14 protein-coding genes and 1 tRNA gene are annotated in these 19,701 nt (G+C 67.8%); 7 read left to right on the top strand and 8 right to left on the bottom strand.

Annotated features, from left to right (window positions below):
- Positions 1-101 precede the first annotated feature (101 nt).
- The 3 genes from IAE58_RS10620 to IAE58_RS10630 form a co-directional block, all read right to left on the bottom strand.
- Positions 102-177, bottom strand: a tRNA-Ala gene (locus IAE58_RS10620).
- Between the two features lie 89 nt (positions 178-266).
- Positions 267-2,642, bottom strand: coding sequence for a heavy metal translocating P-type ATPase (locus IAE58_RS10625; RefSeq protein WP_199933694.1), 2,376 nt, complete (start codon positions 2,640-2,642; stop codon positions 267-269).
- Positions 2,639-3,037 carry a heavy metal-responsive transcriptional regulator gene (locus IAE58_RS10630; RefSeq protein WP_108756445.1) on the bottom strand — a complete coding sequence of 133 codons (399 nt, stop codon included), beginning with the start codon at positions 3,035-3,037 and terminating at the stop codon, positions 2,639-2,641. The genes IAE58_RS10625 and IAE58_RS10630 overlap by 4 nt, the downstream gene beginning before the upstream one ends.
- A gap of 184 nt (positions 3,038-3,221) precedes the next feature.
- On the opposite strand from IAE58_RS10630, the gene IAE58_RS10635 reads away from it, so the two are divergent.
- From IAE58_RS10635 to IAE58_RS10665, 7 genes are all read left to right on the top strand, one after another.
- Complete coding sequence (locus IAE58_RS10635; RefSeq protein ID WP_108756444.1) at positions 3,222-4,292, top strand: helix-turn-helix domain-containing protein; 1,071 nt, start codon at positions 3,222-3,224, stop codon at positions 4,290-4,292.
- A gap of 77 nt (positions 4,293-4,369) precedes the next feature.
- Entirely contained in the window at positions 4,370-5,173 is an 804-nt protein-coding gene (locus tag IAE58_RS10640) for a TlpA disulfide reductase family protein (protein ID WP_199933693.1), read from the top strand.
- Between the two features lie 30 nt (positions 5,174-5,203).
- On the top strand, positions 5,204-6,034 hold the full coding sequence (gene dsbG / locus IAE58_RS10645; protein WP_108753357.1) for a thiol:disulfide interchange protein DsbG: 831 nt from the start codon (positions 5,204-5,206) through the stop codon (positions 6,032-6,034).
- A 506-nt stretch (positions 6,035-6,540) separates the two neighbouring features.
- Positions 6,541-7,992, top strand: coding sequence for a DcaP family trimeric outer membrane transporter (locus tag IAE58_RS10650; RefSeq protein ID WP_199933692.1), 1,452 nt, complete (start codon positions 6,541-6,543; stop codon positions 7,990-7,992).
- A 78-nt stretch (positions 7,993-8,070) separates the two neighbouring features.
- Positions 8,071-9,423 carry an arginine/agmatine antiporter gene (adiC, locus tag IAE58_RS10655; RefSeq protein WP_108749889.1) on the top strand — a complete coding sequence of 451 codons (1,353 nt, stop codon included), beginning with the start codon at positions 8,071-8,073 and terminating at the stop codon, positions 9,421-9,423.
- A 20-nt stretch (positions 9,424-9,443) separates the two neighbouring features.
- Positions 9,444-11,732, top strand: coding sequence for an Orn/Lys/Arg decarboxylase N-terminal domain-containing protein (locus tag IAE58_RS10660; protein WP_199933691.1), 2,289 nt, complete (start codon positions 9,444-9,446; stop codon positions 11,730-11,732).
- A complete protein-coding gene (locus IAE58_RS10665; RefSeq protein WP_164276368.1) occupies positions 11,733-12,635 on the top strand; it encodes a cation diffusion facilitator family transporter in 903 nt (300 codons plus the stop codon). It abuts the gene before it with no gap.
- 18 nt (positions 12,636-12,653) lie between these two features.
- On the opposite strand, the gene IAE58_RS10670 is transcribed toward IAE58_RS10665, so the two are convergent.
- The 5 genes from IAE58_RS10670 to imuA all read right to left on the bottom strand — a co-directional run bounded on the left by IAE58_RS10670 (position 12,654) and on the right by imuA (position 19,429).
- Positions 12,654-13,415, bottom strand: a complete 762-nt coding sequence (locus tag IAE58_RS10670) for an energy transducer TonB (protein WP_233614902.1) — start codon at positions 13,413-13,415, stop codon at positions 12,654-12,656.
- A 135-nt stretch (positions 13,416-13,550) separates the two neighbouring features.
- The gene (locus IAE58_RS10675) at positions 13,551-14,057 is read right to left on the bottom strand and encodes a hypothetical protein (protein ID WP_199933690.1); all 507 of its coding nucleotides are present in this window, start codon (positions 14,055-14,057) and stop codon (positions 13,551-13,553) included.
- A gap of 221 nt (positions 14,058-14,278) precedes the next feature.
- Positions 14,279-17,389, bottom strand: a complete 3,111-nt coding sequence (locus tag IAE58_RS10680; RefSeq protein ID WP_199933689.1) for an error-prone DNA polymerase — start codon at positions 17,387-17,389, stop codon at positions 14,279-14,281.
- A 6-nt stretch (positions 17,390-17,395) separates the two neighbouring features.
- The gene (locus tag IAE58_RS10685) at positions 17,396-18,805 is read right to left on the bottom strand and encodes a DNA polymerase Y family protein (protein ID WP_199933688.1); all 1,410 of its coding nucleotides are present in this window, start codon (positions 18,803-18,805) and stop codon (positions 17,396-17,398) included.
- Between the two features lie 9 nt (positions 18,806-18,814).
- On the bottom strand, positions 18,815-19,429 hold the full coding sequence (gene imuA, locus IAE58_RS10690) for a translesion DNA synthesis-associated protein ImuA (protein ID WP_108753349.1): 615 nt from the start codon (positions 19,427-19,429) through the stop codon (positions 18,815-18,817).
- Between the last annotated feature and the right edge of the window lie 272 nt (positions 19,430-19,701).

Genomic DNA, 19,701 nt, shown 5'->3' on the forward strand with positions numbered 1-19,701 from the left:
GTCGCCACCGTGAAAGGGTGATGTCCTAGGCCTCTAGACGATGGGGACGCAGATCTCATCAATGTTCTTTGCGACCTTTCGACGGCCTAATGCCGAAAGTTTGGTGGAGCCAAGCGGGATCGAACCGCTGACCTCCTGCATGCCATGCAGGCGCTCTCCCAGCTGAGCTATGGCCCCACGTCGCTGAGGAGCGAAATAATAGCTGTGCCCCCGGGGGTTGGCAAGCGTTTGTTGCACTTTTCTTCACGTCGTTTGCGACGCCCGTGTCAGCCACCCGGCAGACGCTGTGCGCGCAGGCGCAGCGCGTTGCTGATCACCGAAACCGAACTCAGGCTCATCGCCACCGCAGCCAGCATTGGCGACAGCGAAATGCCCCAGGGCACCAGCACACCGGCGGCCACCGGAATGCCCAGGCCGTTGTAGAGGAAGGCGAAGCCCAGGTTCTGCCGCATGTTGCGCACGGTTGCACGCGACAACTGGCGCGCACGCAGGATGCCGCGCAGATCGCCTTTCACCAGCGTGACCTGTGCACTGGACATGGCCACATCGGTGCCGGTGCCCATGGCAATGCCGACGGCGGCGCTGGCCAGGGCAGGCGCGTCGTTGATGCCATCGCCGGCCATCGCCACCGTGCGGCCCTGCGCCTGCAGCTGCTCCACCAGTGCGGCCTTGTCAGCCGGGCGCGTTTCGCCGTGTACCTCGTCCAGGCGCAGCGTGCTGGCCACGGCCTGTGCGGTCAGCAGGCCATCGCCGGTGGCCATGATGATGCGCAGGCCATCCTGGCGCAGCGCCGCGATCGCTTCGGCCGTGGTGGGCTTGATCGGATCGGCCACCGACAGCAGGCCGGCCAGCTGCCCGTCCGCCGCCAGATACATCACGCTGGCACCGCGTCGGCGCAGGGCGTCGGCGGTGTCCTGCAGCGGCGTCACCTCGATGCCGTGTTCGTCCATCAGGGCGGTGTTGCCCAGCCACAGCTGGCGCCCCTCAACGCGGCCGACCACACCGAGCCCGGTGATCGAATCAAAGTCCTGCACGGGCAGCAGTTCCATCGTGCGCAGGCGTGCTTCGGCCACGATGGCGGCGGCCAGCGGATGTTCGCTGCCCTGGTCCAGGCTGGCGGCCCAGTGCAGCACCTGGTCGGGCGCATGGCCGTCGGTGGCATGCACCGTATCGAACGCCGGGCGACCTTCGGTAAGCGTGCCGGTCTTGTCCACCACCAGCGTATCGACCTTCACCAGGGCCTCGATGGCCTCGGCGTCGCGGAACAGCACGCCGTGCTGCGCAGCGCGACCGGTGGCCACCATGATCGACATCGGTGTGGCCAGGCCCAGCGCACAGGGGCAGGCAATGATCAGCACCGCTACCGCACTCAGTACGCCATGGGTCCACGACGGTTCCGGTCCGAACAGACCCCAGCTGAACAGCGTCAATACGGCCACCGCCAGCACCGCCAGCACGAACCAATAGGCAACCTTGTCCGCCATGCGCTGCATCGGCGCGCGCGAGCGTTGCGCCTGCGCCACCAACTGCACGATCTGCGCCAGCATGCTGGCATCGCCCACACGCACGGCCTCGATCACCAGCGCGCCCGAACCGTTCAACGTGGCGCCGATCACACTGTCGCCCGCCTGCTTGCTGACGGGCACCGGTTCGCCGGTCAGCATCGATTCGTCCAGCGTGGAGCGACCTTCCAGCACGCGGCCATCCACCGGCACCTTCTCGCCGGGGCGAACGCGCAGGCGGTCGCCGGCCTTCACGGCACTCAATTCCACGTCGTGTTCGCTGCCGTCGGCGTCGATGCGTCGTGCCGTCTTCGGCGCCAGGCCCAGCAGCGCCGTGATCGCGGCCGAGGTGCGGGCACGGGCACGCAGTTCCATCAACTGGCCCAGCAGGGTAAGCGAAATGATCACCGCCGCGGCTTCGAAGTACACGCCCACGTGCCCATGCTGCTGGAACGAGGGCGGGAACAGGCCCGGGGCCACGGTGGCGACGACGCTGTAGCCGTAGGCGGCGATCACGCCAGTGCCGATCAGGGTCCACATGTTCGGGCTGCGGTTGCGGATCGACTGCGCCCAGCGCTGCAGGAACGGCCAACCGGCCCACAGCACCACCGGCGTGGCCAGCGCGCCTTCGATCCATACCCGCACGGTGGGCGACAGCGCGTGCAGCAGGGGCGTCATCGCCAGCATCGCCAGCGCCATCGTGGCCATGCTCAGCGGCAGCGACACCCAGAAGCGGCGGCGGAAGTCGGTAAGCTCCGGGTTCTCGCCGTCGTCCAGGCTGGGCATCATTGGTTCCAGCGCCATGCCGCAGATCGGGCAGGTGCCGGGGCCTTCCTGCACGATTTCCGGATCCATCGGGCAGGTGTACAGCGTGCCCGCCGGCACGGGGGGCGCGACGTGCGAAGCCGGGTCCAGATAGCGCTGCGGATCGGCCAGGAACTTCTGCCGGCAGCCGCCGCTGCAGAAGTGGTAGGCCGTGCCCTGGTGCTGGGCGTGGTGTGGGGTGGTGGCAGGGTCGACGTCCATGCCGCAGACCAGGTCCTTCACCGTGCTGGCGGTCTTCTTCGCACCACCACAGCAGCTGGCCTTGGCCGCGGGCGCGTTGTGGTCGTGCGCGGGGCCGGTATGCGTGCTGTTCATGCGTTGTCCTCGGTCAGCGCGGCCAGGATCGGGCACTGTTCAAGCGCGCCGTGGCCCGGGCAGGCATCCACCAGCTGTGACAGCGCCGCCTGCATGCGTTGCAGTTCGACCATGCGCTGTTCGATATCGGCCAGCCGCGCCCGTGCGGTATCGCGCACGCTGCCCATGTCCTGCGCATGGCGGTCGCTCAGGGCCAGCAGCTCGGCGATTTCTTCCAGGCTGAACCCCAGCGCCTTGGCGCGCCGGATGAAGCGCAGCCGGCGCAGGTCCTGCTGGCCGAAGATGCGATAGCCGCCGGCCGACCGCGCTGCGGTGGGCAGCAGGTGCTGCCGCTCGTAATAGCGGACGGTGTCGATCGGCACGCCTGCTTCGCGTGCCAGCTGCCCGATGTTCATGGCGCACTCCCGTGGAATCTGCGGCCATTGTGAACCCTTGAGTCTGGTCCAGAGTCAAGGGTTGTGAACGGAAGCCGCTCGTTCAGGGACATTTGCAACTTTCTTCATAGCCCCCGCTCCGGGGCGGTTCCTACCCTTCGTCTGCACCGGCCGCTGGATGGCCTGAACGAACGGAGGAAGGGCTGTGGACGCACTCAATAGCGAAGGATTCGTGGAGGTTGCAGTGGTGGAGTACCCGGGCGGTGACCCCTCGGCGGCGTCGGTCCTTGCCGAGATGGCGCATGTTGCCAATCGCCTGGCCCAGCAGAAGAAGCGCCCCTTCCCGCGGGTGCTGATCACGCGCTGGATCGTTCCGGCCAGCAACAGCGGTGTGCATCGGCTGGCGGGTGCGGACATGCTGGATGCGGCCATTCCTGCGGTCATCGCCTTGCCGACCTTGGTCAGCCCCGGGGCCGCGCTGCGTACCGAAGATGTGCTGCTGGACTGGCTGCGGGCACATTACGACGGTGGCAGCCTGCTGGCGGCCGCCGGCGATGGCGTGGGCGTGCTGGCCCGTGCCGGTCTGCTGGCCGGGCGCACGGTGTCCGGTCCGGACCTGAGCCGCTACCCGGGCCTGCAGGGCCAGCCGTCCAGCTGGGCGCCCAGTGAGCGCGCGCTGGTGGACGATGGCGATGTGTTGACGGTGGGCGGCAGCCAGGCCTGGCGTTTCATGGGGCTGCGCCTGCTGTACCGGCTGCATGGGCAGGGCGTGGCCAGCGAGGTGGCCGCACAGCTGGGCATCAGCGTGCCGGTGGCGATCCAGCAGGATCTGGAACGTTTCAGTGCGAACTTCGCCCATGGCGACCGCGATGTGCTGAAGGCGCAACGCTGGCTGCACACCACCGCGGCGCGTGGCGCAACGCTCACCAGCATCTGTGAAATGTCCGGGCTGGAGCCGCGCACCCTGCAGCGCCGCTTCCTGAAGGCCACCGGCCTGCGCCCGATCGAGTACTGCCAGAGGCTGCGCATTGCCAAGGCGCAGGCCATGCTGCAACAGGGTGCCAGCATCGATGAGGTCGCCTGGGGCGTGGGCTATGCCGACCAGAGCGCGTTCCGCCGCCTGTTCCTGCGCATCATCGGGATGACGCCAGCCAACTATCGGCGCCACGTCAGCTGCAACAAGCAGCGCGAGCGTGCCGCGGTGGCTGCGGCTACGGCCACCGTGCGCGGGCTGCGGCCATCGCCGGAACTGCAGATGCGGCGCGATGCCGCCTGACCCGTAGCCCGGCCGCCCCTTGCCTTTGCAGCGGGCGGCTTTGAACATGCAGTGTGCTGTGACGGATCGAGTGGCGTATGTCGAGTGTAGGGCCGGTGCCGATGCCGGTGATTCTGATCATGCTGGCCTTGTTGGCAGCGATGGGCCTGGCCCGGTTGTGGCCGCGCGCCACGGCCGGAGATGCAGCGCCATCGCCGGCCAGCGTGGTGCTGGACATGCTGCTGTTGGGCCTGCTCTGCGGGCGCTTGGCGTTCGTCGCGTTGAACTTCGAACTGTATCGGCCGTCACCGTGGTCGGTGCTGCAGATTGCCGATGGCGGCTACTCGGTCCCCGTGGCGCTGCTGTCAGGCGCTGGCTGGGGGCTGTGGGCACTGCGCCGGCATCCGCGCCTGTGCCTGCCTGTGTTCAGCAGTGCGGCCCTGGGTGTGTTGTTGTGGGTGGGCGGCGGCATCGCGCTGTCGCAGTGGCAGGCCGCACACATGCCGCTGCCAGCGGTGCAGACGGTGGATCTGCACGGGCAACCACAGGCGCTGCAGCAGTTCCAGGGGCGCCCGCTGGTGCTGAACCTGTGGGCGACCTGGTGCGGCCCGTGCCGGCGCGAGATGCCGGTCCTGGCACAGGCGCAGCAGGCGCATCCACAGATCCAGTTCGCGTTCGTCAACCAGGGCGAAACTGCCGGGGACGTGCAGGCCTTCCTGTCCGCCAATGGCCTGGCGCTGGATAACGTGCTGCTGGATGAAGCGTCCGAGGCGTCCACGGTGCTGGGGGTGAAGGCGTACCCGTCCACGCTGTTCTTCGATGCGCAGGGGCGCCTGCAGGAGCTGCACCTGGGTGAACTGACCGCCGCCGGCCTTGAACACAAACTGCGCCAGCTGCGGTAGCCTGCCCCGGCATTTCATTTCGGAGTTTCCATGCTGTCCATTTCCCCGCGCGTTGCGCACAAGGCCCTGATCCTGCCGGCACTGCTGGCGCTGGCTGCCTGCAGCCAGGCGCAGACCCCGCAGGGCAAGGCGGAAGCCCAGCCGGCAGCCGCCGCAGCCAAGGGCGATCGCCCGGCGGTGCTGCAGGGCATCGAGAAGCACGGCTTCCAGGTCGTGGCCGAGTTCGATGCGCCCGGTGGCCTGCGTGGCTTTGCCGGCGTGGTCAACGGCCAGCAGCCGGCGGCCGCTTACGTGACGGCCGATGGCAAGAACGTGCTGGTCGGCAGCCTGTTCGACGCGCAGGGCAATGAAGTGGCCGCCGACAAGGTGGAGAAGCTGGTGGCCGGCCCGATGTCCGAACGCATCTGGAAGGATCTGGAAGGCAGCGCCTGGGTGCGCGATGGCAAGGCCGACGCGCCGCGCGTGGTGTACACCTTCAGTGATGCCAACTGCCCGTACTGCCACAAGTTCTGGGAAGCGGCACGGCCGTGGGTGGATACCGGCAAGGTGCAGCTGCGCCACGTGCTGGTGGGCGTGATCCGTGAGGACAGCCCGGCCAAGGCCGCCGCCATCCTGTCCGCGCGTGACCCCAGCGCCGCACTGCTGCAGAACGAACACCAGTTCGAGCAGGGCGGCATCAAGCCGGTGGCCACGATCAGCCCCGAACTGGCCGGCAAGCTCAATGCCAACCAGGAACTGATGATCAAGCTGGGCTTCCAGGGCACGCCGGGCATCCTGTTCCAGGATGCGCAGGGCCAGGTGCAGCGTCGCTCGGGCATGCCGCAGGGTACCGATCTGCAGACGGTGCTGGGCCCGCGCTGACGGCGCCGGGACGTGTGCCGACGCGGTTCGGCACACGTCGGTACTGCTGTCGCATTCTGCGACACGGCGGCTGTGCGGTCGGCGCAGTCGCCTTGCCGGTGTCACCGATGAAGCGTGACCTGGTTCAATAGTTCTGCCTTGATTGCGATCAAGGCCAAAAGCGACACGCTGGCTACGCTGGTGTGCATGAAACCCCGCACGGCAGCGCATTTCGCACCCCTTGGCACGTGGCTGAATCCGCAGCGGCACGGCGTGCCGTTCACGACACTCTCACTTCGCGCTTGTTACCCAGACCGCTGCGACCGCCACCTCTCCGGCAGCGTGGCCGCAGCGGCGAAGACGTCGACAGCCGCAGGGCAGTGTCATCGTCCTGTTGCATGTGATGGGCAGGCTGTCAGCGCTCGCCAACGCAGTACCTGCATTTCCAGTAGCGGTGGGGTGCCCACCTGGCTGCGCGCATGCGCACGCCGGAAGCGCCCCGCGATCGTTCGTTTGGGGAGAATGCAATGCGCGTTGCGGTTCTAAGTGTGGCGTGTGCGGCGGTGCTGGCAGCAGCACCTGCCCAGGCACAGGAAGGTGCACCCGATGATGCACAGGCGCTGCGGCGCGAGATCGAAGGCATGCGGCAGACGCTGGAGCGCCTGCAGCAGCGTCTGGACCGGTTGGAGCAGCGCGATGGAAGTGCGCCGGTTGCGACAACGCCGTCGGCACCGTTGCCCAGGCCCGAGCCGGCCACGCCAGCGCTGGCAGGCACCGCGGCAGGACTGCACGCCACCCAGGTGCCAGGCGTCGCGCAGCCCGTGCTGCCCCAGCGTGATTCGGTGTCCGATCCCTCCACTGCGGCTTCGCGCCCGGACAGTGCGGCCGGCCCGACCGATCCTGACCTGAAGGGCTTCTTCGCCATCCCCGGTACCGACACGGTGATCCGCATCGGCGGCTACGCCAAACTGGATGCGATTGCCGATTCGCGGGCAGCCGGCGACGAAGACCAGTTCATTCCCTCGTCGATGCCCGTCGGCGGCAGCCACCGCGATGTGTCCAACTTCAACCTGCATGCCAAGCAGACCCGCTTCAGTTTCGAGGCTCGCAGGCCGACCACCCACGGCAACCTGCGTTTCTACCTGGAAAATGACTTCTTCGGCAGCAGCGACGGCTATCAGTTCCGGCTGCGGCATGCTTACGGGCAGTTGGGCAACACCTATGCCGGCTACGGCTATTCCAGCTTCATGGATGCCGACAGCCTGCCCGACACGCTGGACTTCGCCGGCCCGGGTGGCGCGGGCTACCTGCTGGTGGCCGGCATCCACCATAGTTTCGCGCTGGGCAAGGGCACGACGCTGACGCTGGCCGCCGAAGACCCGGATACCGAGCTGGCCGGGGCCAGCGACAGTGTGATTGCTGCCAATCGGCTGCCGGACGTGACCGTGGCCGCGCGCGTGGAGCGCGACTGGGGCCACCTGCAGTTGGGCGCGGTGGCGCGCAGCCTGGCCTACGACGGTGACGGCGAACGCGACCGGCGCATGGCCGGTGGTCTGCAGCTCAGTGGTTCGGCAGCGGTGGGCGAGCGTGACCTGCTGCTGTTGGGTGCATTGGGCGGACGCGGGCTGAGCCGCTACACCGCCGACCTGACCGGCTCCGGCCTGGATGCGGTGGTCGGTGCCGATGGGCGTCTGCGCGCGCTGGACGTGCACGGCGGTTTCGTCGGCTACACCCATTACTGGTCCGAACTGTGGCGTTCAAACCTGATCTACGGGCAGCTGACCCTGGAGCGCAATGCGGCGCTGCCCGCCGATGCGTTCCGCGAAAGCCGCTACGGCGTGTTCAACCTGATCTGGAGCCCGGCACCGTCGTGGACGATGGGCATGGAGCTGCTGTATGGCCGCCTGGAGCAGCAGAGCGGCGCGCGCGGCGACACCGTCCGGGTACAGGGCAGCCTGCAATACAACTTCATCAAGTAAACGCCAGCGGCGGTACGCCCGCGTTTTCCGTCCCCATGCCCGGTGCTGCCGGGCCCATGCCAGGTGCAGGAGAGTGTCATGGCAGAAACAAAGAAGATCGGGGTGGTCGGTGCCACCTTCCTCGTGGCCGGCAACATGATGGGTTCAGGGGTGTTCCTGTTGCCATCGAGCCTGGCCAAGATCGGTACCGCCTCGATCTGGGGCTGGTTGATTACCACCGCCGGCGCGCTGCTGCTGGCGTTCGTGTTCGCCAAGCTGGGCAAGCTGGCGCCCAAGGCCGGCGGCCCGTATGCCTATGCGCGTGACTGGTTCGGGCCGTACATGGGCTTCCAGACCAACACCATCTACTGGTTCGCCAACTGGATCGGCAACGTGGCCATCCCGATCGCGGCGGTGGGCTATTTCAGTTACTTCTTCCCGATCCTGTCCGAGCCGCTGGTGCGCTGCATCGCCGTGCTGGCACTGGTCTGGGCACTGAGTTTCGCCAACGTGATCGGCCCGGCCTTCGTGACCAAGGTGCAGACGGTCACCACCAGTTTCGCGCTGGTGCCGATCCTGGGCATCGCCATCTTCGGCTGGTTCTTCTTCGATGCGGACATCTTCAAGGGTGCCTACAACGTTTCGGGTGAATCGAACTTCGGCGCCATTTCCAGTGCCGCCGCACTGACCCTGTGGGCGTTCATCGGCGTGGAATCGGCGTCGGTGACGGCCGGCGTGGTGGAAAACCCGGAAAAGAACGTGGCCCGCGCCACCCTGGCCGGCGTGTTCCTGGCGGCGGTGGCCTATATCGCCAGTTCGTCGGTGATCATGGGCATGGTGCCCAATGCCGAACTGCAGACCTCCGATGCGCCGTTCGCGCTGGCCGCCGCCAAGGCGGTGGGTGGCTGGGGTGGCGGCCTGGTCAGCCTGTGTGCCTTCATCGGTGCGGCCGGTTCGCTGGGTGGCTGGATCCTGCTGACCGCGCAGAGCGCCAAGGCGGCGTCCGACGATGGCCTGTTCCCGAGCATCTTCAGCAAGACCAACAAGGACGACGTGCCGGTGAAGGGCGTGCTGATCGTGGCGGTGCTGATGACCCTGGCGGTGCTGGTCACCTCCACCTCGGAAACCGCGTCGGCACAGTTCGATGTGATCACCTCGGCGGCGGTGGTGCTGACCCTGCTGCCGTACATCTATTCCTGCGTGGCCTGCTATTTCGTGGTGGAACGCTCGCACACCATCGTCCACACCGGTGCGTTCTGGGCGCTGACCAGCCTGACGGTGGTGTATTGCCTGTGGGCGATCTACGGCTCGTCGGGAACGATCGTGCAGTACGCCTTCCTGTTCGTGCTGTTCATCACCGTGTTCTATCCCTTCTTCAGCGAGGAGCGCCGCCAGCAGCGGCAGCGCACCCGTGAGGCGGCCGCGTTGTCCGGCGGCGCCCAGCGTTCCTGAGTTCGACAAGGAGAATCAACGTGTACTTCAAGTCCCTGGATTACCCGGTCATCGTCATCGATGGCGATTACGATTCGCCGCGCATCGGCGGCATCCTGATCCGTGCGCTGGTGGAAGAGCTGCGTGGCAACGGCCAGCGCGTGCTGTGCGGCCTGAACCTGGACGATGCGCGCGCCGGTGCCCGTACCTACGTGGCGGCGTCGGCGGTGCTGATCTCGATCGATGGCAGCGAAGAGGGCGAGGGCGAGTTCCAGCGCCTGGCCGCCTTCCTGCGCGAACAGAGCGCGCGCCGGGCCAACCTGCCGGTGTTTCTGTACGGCGAGCGGCGCACCATCGAGAAGGTGCCCAGCAAGCTGCTCAAGTACATCCACGGTTTCATCTTCCTGTTCGAAGACACCAAGAACTTCGTCGCACGGCAGGTGATGCGTGCGGCCGAAGACTACATGCACAACCTGCTGCCGCCGTTCTTCAAGGCGTTGATCCACCACGCGGCCGAGTCGAACTATTCCTGGCATACCCCGGGCCATGCCGGTGGCGTAGCGTTCACCAAGTCGCCGGTGGGGCGTGCGTTCCACCAGTTCTACGGCGAGAACACCCTGCGCAGCGATCTGTCGATCTCGGTGCCGGAACTGGGTTCGCTGCTGGACCACACCGGCCCGATCAAGGACGCCGAGGACGAAGCCGCGCGCAATTTCGGCGCCGACCACACCTTCTTCGTCACCAACGGCACCTCCACCGCCAACAAGATCGTCTGGCACGGCACGGTGGCGCGCGGTGACGTGGTGTTCGTTGACCGCAACTGCCACAAATCGCTGCTGCATGCGCTGATCATGACCGGCGGCGTGCCGGTCTACTTCACCCCCAGCCGCAACGCGCACGGCATCATCGGGCCGATCAGCCTGGACCAGTTCACCCCCGAGGCGCTGCAGCAGCGCATTGCCGACAACCCGCTGGCCAGCCAGGCCTACCAGGCCGGGTCGAAGCCGCGCATCGCGGTGGTCACCAATTCCACCTACGACGGCCTGTGCTACAACGCCGAGAAGATTGCCGAGGAGATCGGCAGCGCGGTGGACTTCCTGCACTTCGATGAAGCCTGGTATGCCTACGCGGCGTTCCATCCGTTCTACGAAAACCACTACGGCATGGCCAAGGGCAAGCCGCGTGAGCAGGACGCGATCATCTTCACCACCCATTCCACGCACAAGCTGCTGGCCGCGTTCTCGCAGGCGTCGATGATCCACGTGCGCAACTCGGCCAGCCGCGACCTGGATGCCGAGCGCTTCAACGAATCGTTCATGATGCACACCTCCACCAGCCCGCATTACGGGGTGATCGCGGCCTGCGACGTGGCCTCGAAGATGATGGAGGGCGAGGCCGGGCGTTCGCTGGTGCAGGAAATGCACGACGAAGCGATCGCCTTCCGCCGCGCCATGCTGCACGTGCGCGATGACCTGGGCCGCGATGACTGGTGGTTCAGCGTGTGGCAGCCCACGAAGGTGGAGCGCAGCCTGGACAAGGGCGATACGCCGGCACCGCTGGTGGCCAAGCGTGAGGAATGGTACCTGCAGCCCGATGCGCACTGGCACGGCTTCGATGGGCTGGTGGACGACTATGTGCTGATCGACCCGATCAAGGTGACCCTGCTGACCCCGGGCCTGACGATGGACGGCAGCATGGGCAAGCTGGGCATTCCGGCGGCGGTACTGAGCAAGTTCCTGTGGGGCCGCGGCATCACCGTGGAAAAGACCAACCTGTACTCGGTGCTGTTCCTGTTCTCGATGGGCATCACCAAGGGCAAGTGGAGCACCCTGGTGACCGAGCTGATGGCGTTCAAGGAACTGTTCGATCGCAACGCGCCACTGAGCCAGGCACTGCCGACGCTGGCCGCCGATTATCCGGTGGCCTATGCCGGCTGGGGCCTGCGTGACCTGTGTGAGGCGCTGCATGCCTTCAACCAGGAATTTGCCGTGGCCAAGGTGATGCGCGAGATGTACGTGGACCTGCCGACCCCGGTGATGACCCCGGCCGATGCCTACAACCATCTGGTGAAGGGCGAGATCGAGCGGGTGGACATCGAACAGCTCAGCGGCCGCATTGCCGCCACCATGCTGGTGCCGTACCCGCCGGGTATTCCCACCATCATGCCCGGCGAGCGCTTCGGCGCCAGCGACGAGCCAATCATCCAGTCGCTGCGCATTGCCCGCGAACAGAATGCGCGCTTCCCCGGTTTCGAATCGGATGTGCACGGGCTGATCATCGAACACGACGAGGAAGGCACCAGCTACCGGGTGGAGGTACTGAAGGCCTGAATGGATACCGCCCGCGAACAACGCATCCTGCTGCTGTCGATCGGGATGACCGTGGCGGTCAGTGCGGCCGGCTTCCTGGGCGGCCTGCTGGTGGGATCGCAGGCCATCCTGTTCGACGGCATCTACAGCTTGGTGGACGTGGCCCTGACCCTGGTGTCGCTGTCGGTGCTGCGGCTGGTGGCGCGGGAGCAGAGCCCGCGCTTCCAGTATGGCTATTGGCATCTGGAACCGATGGTGGAGGCGCTGGGCGGGGTGATCCTGTCGCTGGCCTGCGTGTACGCGCTGGCCAACGCGGTGATCGGGCTGACCACCGGCGGCCACGTGGTGAAGTTCGGGCCGGCGCTGTGGTGGGCCGGCCTGATCAGTGCAACCAACCTGGGCATGGCCGCGTTCGTGGCGGGGCAGGCACGGCGCCTGCACTCGCCGTTGTTGTGGCTGGACGTGCGTGCCTGGCTGCTGGGCGGGCTGATGGCACTGGCCGTGGTGCTGGCCTTCCTGCTGGCGCTGGCCCTGCAGGACGGGCCGTGGCAGCACTGGGTACCGTACCTGGATTCAATCGTGCTGATGCTGATCAGCCTGGCCGTGCTGCCGGTGCCCACGCGCGCTGCGTTCAAGGCACTGCGCGAGGTACTGCAGGTCGCGCCCGATGACCTGGACCAGCGCGTGCAGCAGGTGATGCAGGCGTTCGTGGGCGAGCGGGGCTATGCCGGCTTCACCAGCCACGTGGCGAAGATGGGGCGCATGCGCTTCATCGAGATCCATGTGCTGACCGACCCGGCCACGCCGCTGGGCACGGTGGGCGAGGTGGATGCCATGCGTGATGAGATTGCCGTGCGCCTGGATGCACGCGGCGGCATGTTCTGGTTGACGATCGATTTCACCGCCGACCCGGCCTGGACCTGAGCGGCGGCGCGGCGCGCTTCAGCGCAGGTAGTACTCCACCGGTACCACGCGTTCCTGCGGTGCCGGCAGATCATCGGGAATACGCGGCAGCGGCTGCGCGCGGCGGAAGGTCTGCAGGGCGGCTTCGTCCAGCATGGGTTCGCCACTGCTGCGTTCCAGCAGCAGCGTGCGCAGGCGGCCGCTGCGGTCGACGCTGGCGCGCACCCAGGCCGTGCCCTGCTGCCGGCGCGCGCGGGCGGCACTGGGGAAATAGCGGTGGCGCTCCAGGCGCGCCATCAGCCGTGCTTCCCAGCTGTCGCTGTGGGCGCCCGCCAACTGGGGTGCCGGTGGTGCGTCGGGTGTCGGCGGCGCAGCCGTGATCGACGCCGGTGCCGGTGCGGCGTCGCTGGCTGGCAGGATCAGCGCCGGTACCGGTTCCGGTAGCGGCTGCGCTTCGGCGCTGCGGCCGTGACCGGACGCCAAGGTGCCCTGCGGTGCGCGGGTGGGTGGGGGCGGTGACAACGGACGCGGCTGCGGCGCACGTGGTTGCTGCGCCTGGCTGGGGCGGTCGGCGTTCAGTTCTTCCAGCGGCTGTGGCGGCGCGGTGGGCGGCAACAGCCGCAGGCTGATGCGCACCTCTTCCGCTGGGGGTGTGGGTTGGCGTGTGGACGTTGTCCAGTGCAGCAGCCCCAGCACCGGCAGCAGATGCAGGCCGATGGTGATCGCCACCGCCATCCAGTGCGGGCGGCGCTCGCGTGCACCGGTCTGCGCTCGGCGGTCCGATGGCAGGGGCGAGGGCAATGAGGGAAGCGCTTGGACTGGCACGGACGGAGTGCGGAGAGCGGGACAGGAACGGCCCGCGGCGGCAAGGGCAGCGCGCGCACCTTACCGCAAAAGAGAATCGTTTGCATTAATGCCGGGCCGTCAGGGCTTGGTTTACGGGGCGGCGTTGACCCCGGGGCGCACGTAGTAGGTCTGCCCACTGTCGTCCAGGAACAGCAGTTCCGGCTTGCCCTGCCAGGAGGTGAGCATGGCGCCGGTGTTGTTCTGGTGGCGGACCATCAGGGTGGCGCCGCGATCGGGATTGGCGACCACCTTGAACACTTCGGTGGTGCCGCTGGCATCGTCCAGGGTGAGCAGGGCTTCGCCGCCGCGGTCACTGGTGCCATAGCCACCGCGTTCGGAACCGTCCGGGCCGAGCAGGATCACACCGGACAGTGCCGCGGCACGCGGGCCCTGGCTGCGCCCTTTGCTGGTCGGGTCGGGCACCGGCGCACCGACGATGACGCGGGCCTGGCCATTGGCATCGTGGACGACCAGGCCGCGTGCATGGATCACGCGTTCGGGTGACTGGCTGTGGTGCAGGTTCCAGGCCGTCCAGCCGGACACCAGGAGGGCGAGGGTGGATACCCCCAGAGTGGTAAGCAACAACGCACGGGCCATCGTGTAGTCCTTCCTTGGATATGGCGACGATAGCGGATGCAAAAGCGGATGGGTAGAGTCGACTGGGTAGAGTCGACTGTTAGTCGACTGCCCTTGGAACGGCGTGCAGCAATTCCGCGCTGGCGCGCGCTAGTCGACTGACAGTCGACTCTACCCATCAATGGCACATCCGCGCTGGCGCGCTAGTCGACTGACAGTCGACTCGACACATCAATGACCCATCAATGGAAATCGCGGCTGTGGCTGCGCAGGCCCTGCAACAGATCGTCCAGGCCCAGCATGCGTTGCACGATGACGTGCTGCACGCCATCCACGCGTTCCAGCCTGCCGTCGATCTGCATCAGCTGGGTATCGACCAGGATGCGGTGCTGGCGATCGGCCACGTGGCGCCAGACCACGGCGTTGACCATGCCGGTCTCATCTTCCAGGGTAAGAAACGTGACCCCGCTTGCGGTCTGCGGCCGCTGACGCATGCGTACCAGCCCGGCAATGCGCACGCGGCGGCCATGCCCGTGGGCAGCCAGCTGCGCGGCATCCAGGCAGCCGCGGCTGCGCAGCTGTGCCCGCAGGAATGACAACGGGTGGCGGCCCAGCGTAGTGCCGGTACTGCGGTAATCGGCCTGCATGTCGTCCCAGGCGCTGGGCAGCGGCAGCGGCACGCGTGCTTCGCCGGTGGCGCGGGCCGGGTCGAACAGCGGCAGACGGTTTTCCACGCCGGAAACATCCCAGCGTGCGCGGTGGCGATGGCCACTGAGGCCGCGCAGGGCGCCGGCATCGGCCAGCAGGCCCTGCTGGCGGCGATCCAGTGCGACGCGCTGGCACAGATCGCCCACATCGTCGAACGGGCGCCGCGCGCGCTCGCGCAGCAGGGCCTGCACCGCCTGTTCGCTGCAGCCATCGACCAGGCGCAGGCCCAGGCGGATGGCGGCCGCGCCCTTGCTGAAATCGAGGGTGCAGTCCCAGTGGCTGTGGCGTACATCCACCGGCAGCACGGCAATGCCATGGCGGCGCGCATCCTGCAGCAACTGGTCGGGGCTGTAGAAGCCCAGCGGCTGGCTGTTGATCAGGCTGGCGGCGAACGCGGCCGGGTGGTGGCACTTCAACCAGCAACTGACATAGGTGAGCAGGGCGAAGCTGGCGGCATGGCTTTCCGGAAAACCGTAATTGCCGAAGCCCTTGATCTGCTCGAACAGGTGTTCGCCGTATTCGCGGCTGAAGCCGTTGCGCAGCATGCCGGCCAGCAGTTTTTCCCGGTGCGGCTCCAGCCCGCCGCGGCGCTTCCAGGCGGCCATCGAACGGCGCAGGGCGTCGGCCTCGCCCGGGGTGTAGCCGGCCGCTTCCACGGCCAGCTGCATCACCTGTTCCTGGAACAGGGGAACGCCCAGGGTGCGGGCGAACACGCGTTCCAGCTGCGGTGGATAAAGCGGGTTGGCCGGGTCGTTCAAGGCCTCGGGGCCCTGTTCGCGCAGGATCCGGCGGCGTTCCAGATAGGGGTGCACCATGTCGCCCTGGATGGGCCCGGGGCGCACGATGGCCACTTCGATCACCAGGTCGTAGAAGCTGCGCGGCTGCATGCGCGGCAGCATGGCCATCTGTGCGCGCGATTCGATCTGGAACACGCCGATGGTATCGGCGGCGCAGATCATGTCGTAGGTCGCGCTGTCCTTGGCGGGCACCGCATCCATGCGGCCGCTGTGCAGCCCGTGCTGCTGCAGCAGGGCCAGGCACTTGCGGATGGCGGTGAGCATGCCCAGCGCCAGGCAGTCGACCTTCATCAGACCGGTGGCGTCCAGATCGTCCTTGTCCCACTGGATGACGGTGCGGTCGGCCATGGCCGCGTTTTCCACCGGCACCAGGGTGGACAGTGGATGTTCGGAAATCACGAAACCGCCCGGGTGCTGCGACAGGTGGCGCGGGAAATCGATCAGTTCGGCGGTGAGTGACAGCAGCCGCCGCATCAGCGCTGTGTCCGGGTCGAAGCCGCGTTCGCGCAGGGTGTCCGGCAGCGGTATGTGCCCGCCCCAGTGGTCCATGGCGGCGCCCAGTTCGTTCACCTGGTCCATCGGCAGGCCCAGTGCGCGGGCCACATCGCGGATGGCACTGCGACCCCGGTAGCTGATCGCCACGGCGGTCAGTGCGGCACGTTCGCGGCCATAGCGCTTGAACACGTACTGCAGCACTTCTTCGCGGCGCTCGTGCTCGAAATCGATGTCGATGTCCGGTGGTTCGTCGCGTTCTTCGGAAATGAAGCGCTCGAACAGCAGGTTGCTGCGCGCCGGGTCGATCTCGGTGACGCCCAGCACGAAGCACACCGCCGAATTGGCCGCCGAACCGCGGCCCTGGCACAGGATCTGCTGGCTGCGGGCGAAGCGCACGATGTCCTGCACGGTGAGGAAGTACGAGGCATAGTTCTTCTTGGCGATCAGTTCCAGCTCGTGTTCGATCTGCTGGCGCTGGGCCGGCTGGATGCCGTCCTTCCAGCGTTCGGGAATGCCTTGTTCCACCAGCGCGCGCAGCCAGCTGTCCGGGGTGTGGCCTGCCGGCACCAGTTCGCGCGGGTAGGTGTATTTCAGCTGGTCCAGGCTGAAGTGGCAGCGCGAGGCGATCTGCAGGGTTTCGGCCAGCAGTTGCGGCGGGTACAGCTGGGCCAGCGAGGTGCGCGGGCGCAGGTGGCGTTCGCCATTGGGAAACAGGCGCCAGCCGGCTTCGGCCACGCTGCAGCGGTGGCGGATGGCGGTAAGGGTGTCCTGCAGGGCGCGGCGACGGCGCACGTGCATGTGCACATCGCCGCTGGCCACCAGCGGCAGCGCGTGGCGTTCGCCGAAGGCCTGCAGCTGTTGCAGGCGGCGCGCGTCGTCGTGTTCGTGGTGCAGTTCCACCGCCAGCCACAGGCGGTCGCCGAAGCCGGTGCGCAGCCCCTGCAGGTGGCTGGCATCGGGCTGCCGGTCCAGCCACAGGCACAGCAGGCTGTCGGGCAGGCCCTGCAGATCGTCGGCCAGGCAGCGGTACTCACCCTTGCCAGCGCGCCGGCGGCAGGTGGTGATCAGCTGGCACAGCCCGGCATAGGCATCCTGGTCGGTACACAGCAGGGCGATCTTCGGCCCGTCTTCGATCTGCAGTTCGGCGCCGACGATCAGCGCCACGCCATGCGCCTTGGCCGCCTGCCAGGCGCGGACGATGCCGGCCAGCGAACATTCGTCGGTGATCGCCAGGGCGCGGTAGCCCTGGCTGGCGGCGCGCGCGAACAGTTCGTCGGCGGTGGAGGCGCCGCGCTGGAAACTGAAGGCCGACAGGCAATGCAGTTCGGCATAGGCGGGCAGTTCTGCGTGCATGCCGGTTCAGCCGAACCAGCCGTGCAGCATCCACGGCGCATGCGGGTCGTTGCGCGGGCGGAACGCCCAACCGCGTTGCCCGTGCGCGGTTTCCACCACGTAGTAGTCGCGCCGCGCATCGGCCTGGTCCCACCAGCCCGATTCAATCCGTTCCGGGCCAGCAACGATACGCAGGCGCGGGTCGCGCAGCGGCTGGGGTGCATCCAGCAGCCAACCGGGGCGCAGCGGCCAGTGTGCGGGGGGCTTGGCCGGTGGCTGGGTGCCGCTGGCGCGTTCGGGGCGATGGTCGGCCTGCACCGCCAGCGGTTGCACGGCATCATCGCCCAGCCGCGCGCGCAGGCGTTCGCGCAGCTGGTTCCACGGCATGGCCTGAGCCGGGCGGGTGTCGAACAGATCGCGTGCCACCGGCACGAACGGCGGCAGTTGTTCGGCCTGCAGGCGCAGCGCGCGGCTGCCGGCGGGCAGGGCGAAGGCTTCCATGCGGTTGCGGGCGATTTCGAACAGCAGCGCGGCATCGCGTTCGGGTGCCAGCAGGCCGATGGTCAACACGCTGGCCGGCAGCAGGTCGTGTTCGAAGTGCAGGTCGAAGCGCTGCACGCCGCCATCGCGCGAGCAGAGGAAGGCAGCCAGGTCCAGCAGCAGGCGCCGTAGCGGGAACAACAGGGCCTGGCTGGATTCGATTTCGTATTCGAATTCGATGCGGGCATCGAAACGGTCGGGGGGCTGGTAGTAGCGCAGCGGCGTGTTGTCCAGGCCGCGCACGGCATCGAGCTGCTGCAGTACCTGCGGGGCAAAGCGGCGGGCCAGGCTGTCGCGCGGCAGGTCGAACACCGCGCCCAGCGTACGCAGGCCGGAACGACCGAGCACGGTGACCGCATCGGCTGGCAGGCCGCTGCGTGCCAGCGGCAGCGGCGCCAACGCGGCCGCCAGCTGCGTGGCATCGATGCCCAGGCCGTCGTGCACGTTGGCCAGCACGCGCGCGGCATGCGGGTTGGGCGCGGCCACCAGGCGATGGCGGAAACCGAGTTCATGCAGGCCGTGGCGCAGGCGCTGTTCGATCTGTGGCCAATCGCCGAACAGGGCGCGGCTGGCGTGGATTTCCAGCACCAGCGCATGCGGGAAATCGAGGCTGACCTGTGAACTGTAGGCGTACAGCCAGCTGGCCAGCAGTTGCCTGGTGTGTTGTTCGGCGGCGGGATCGTAGTCGTGCAGCTGCATGTCCTGCACCAGCACCTGCGCGGCCGACAGCAGCATGCCCGGGCGCAGGCCGGCGGCCCGCGCGGCCGGGCTGACCGCGCGCAGCACCCGGCGCTGGGCCGGGCCCTGCAGCAGCACCAGCGGCCGCTGCGGGTCCGGCTGCTGGCGCAGTACGCTGTCCAGCGCCAGTTGCGGCAACAACAGGCAGGCCCAATGCATGGCGCGGCCTCAGTGGGCGATGGCCAGCGGCAAGGGCTGCGCCGGCGGCAGCCCGCCGCGGCACTTCAGCACGCGCACCTGGCCGGGGTCGAGCTGCAGGCGCAGGCTGGCCGGCGACGGATTACGTGCGGCGCGCGCTTCGCGGAACACGAAGCCCAGGCACTGGCCACTGTCGGCGGCCACCTGCAGCCGGCGCAGGGAACGATCATCGGCCTGCTGCGGCCAGCACAGCACCGCCGCACAGGCGGCCGAGCGCAGGCACTGTTCGGCCGCCCACAGCGCCTGCTTCGGCGCGGCGTGGATGATCTGCAGCTGGGCCAGGTCCAGACCGGCCGCGGCCCAGGCCGGGGCATGCGGCCGATGCGGCGGGGCGACCAGCACGATCGGCCGATCGCGCTGGCTCAGCTTGGCCAGTGCCGGCCAGACCAGGGCCAGTTCGCCCACGCCGGGGCAGGCCAGCAGCACTTCGCACAGCCCGCTGGCGGGCCAGCCGCCGCCGGGCAGGCGGGCATCCAGGGCCGGGTGCCCGCTGGCCAGATGGTCGCTGGCCGGGCCATGGCGGGCCGGGCCGCGCCACAGTTGGCGGCCATCCAGCAGGCGGTCCAGGGCGACGACGGCACCCATCAGCCGGTCCTCCAGGGGAGGCGCCGGGCAGGCAGGAAGCGGCGGCAGTGGACGGCAACGGCAGGCATGGAACGAGTATCGACAGGCCGGTATCAGGGGCTGAGACCGGACATGCTACTCGCCTTGTGAGTAGAATTACTAATGAAATCGAGGGGTGGGTTTCAGGTTGCTGAAGGGGGTAAAGCATCCACGCATGGCGTGGATCTACTGGGCCTCTGGTGGATCCACGCCATGCGTGGATGCGGTGCCGTGCGTTCGCCGGGCATGGCCCG

It is taken from the genome of Stenotrophomonas sp. S49 (assembly GCF_016624905.1).
GTDB lineage: Bacteria > Pseudomonadota > Gammaproteobacteria > Xanthomonadales > Xanthomonadaceae > Stenotrophomonas.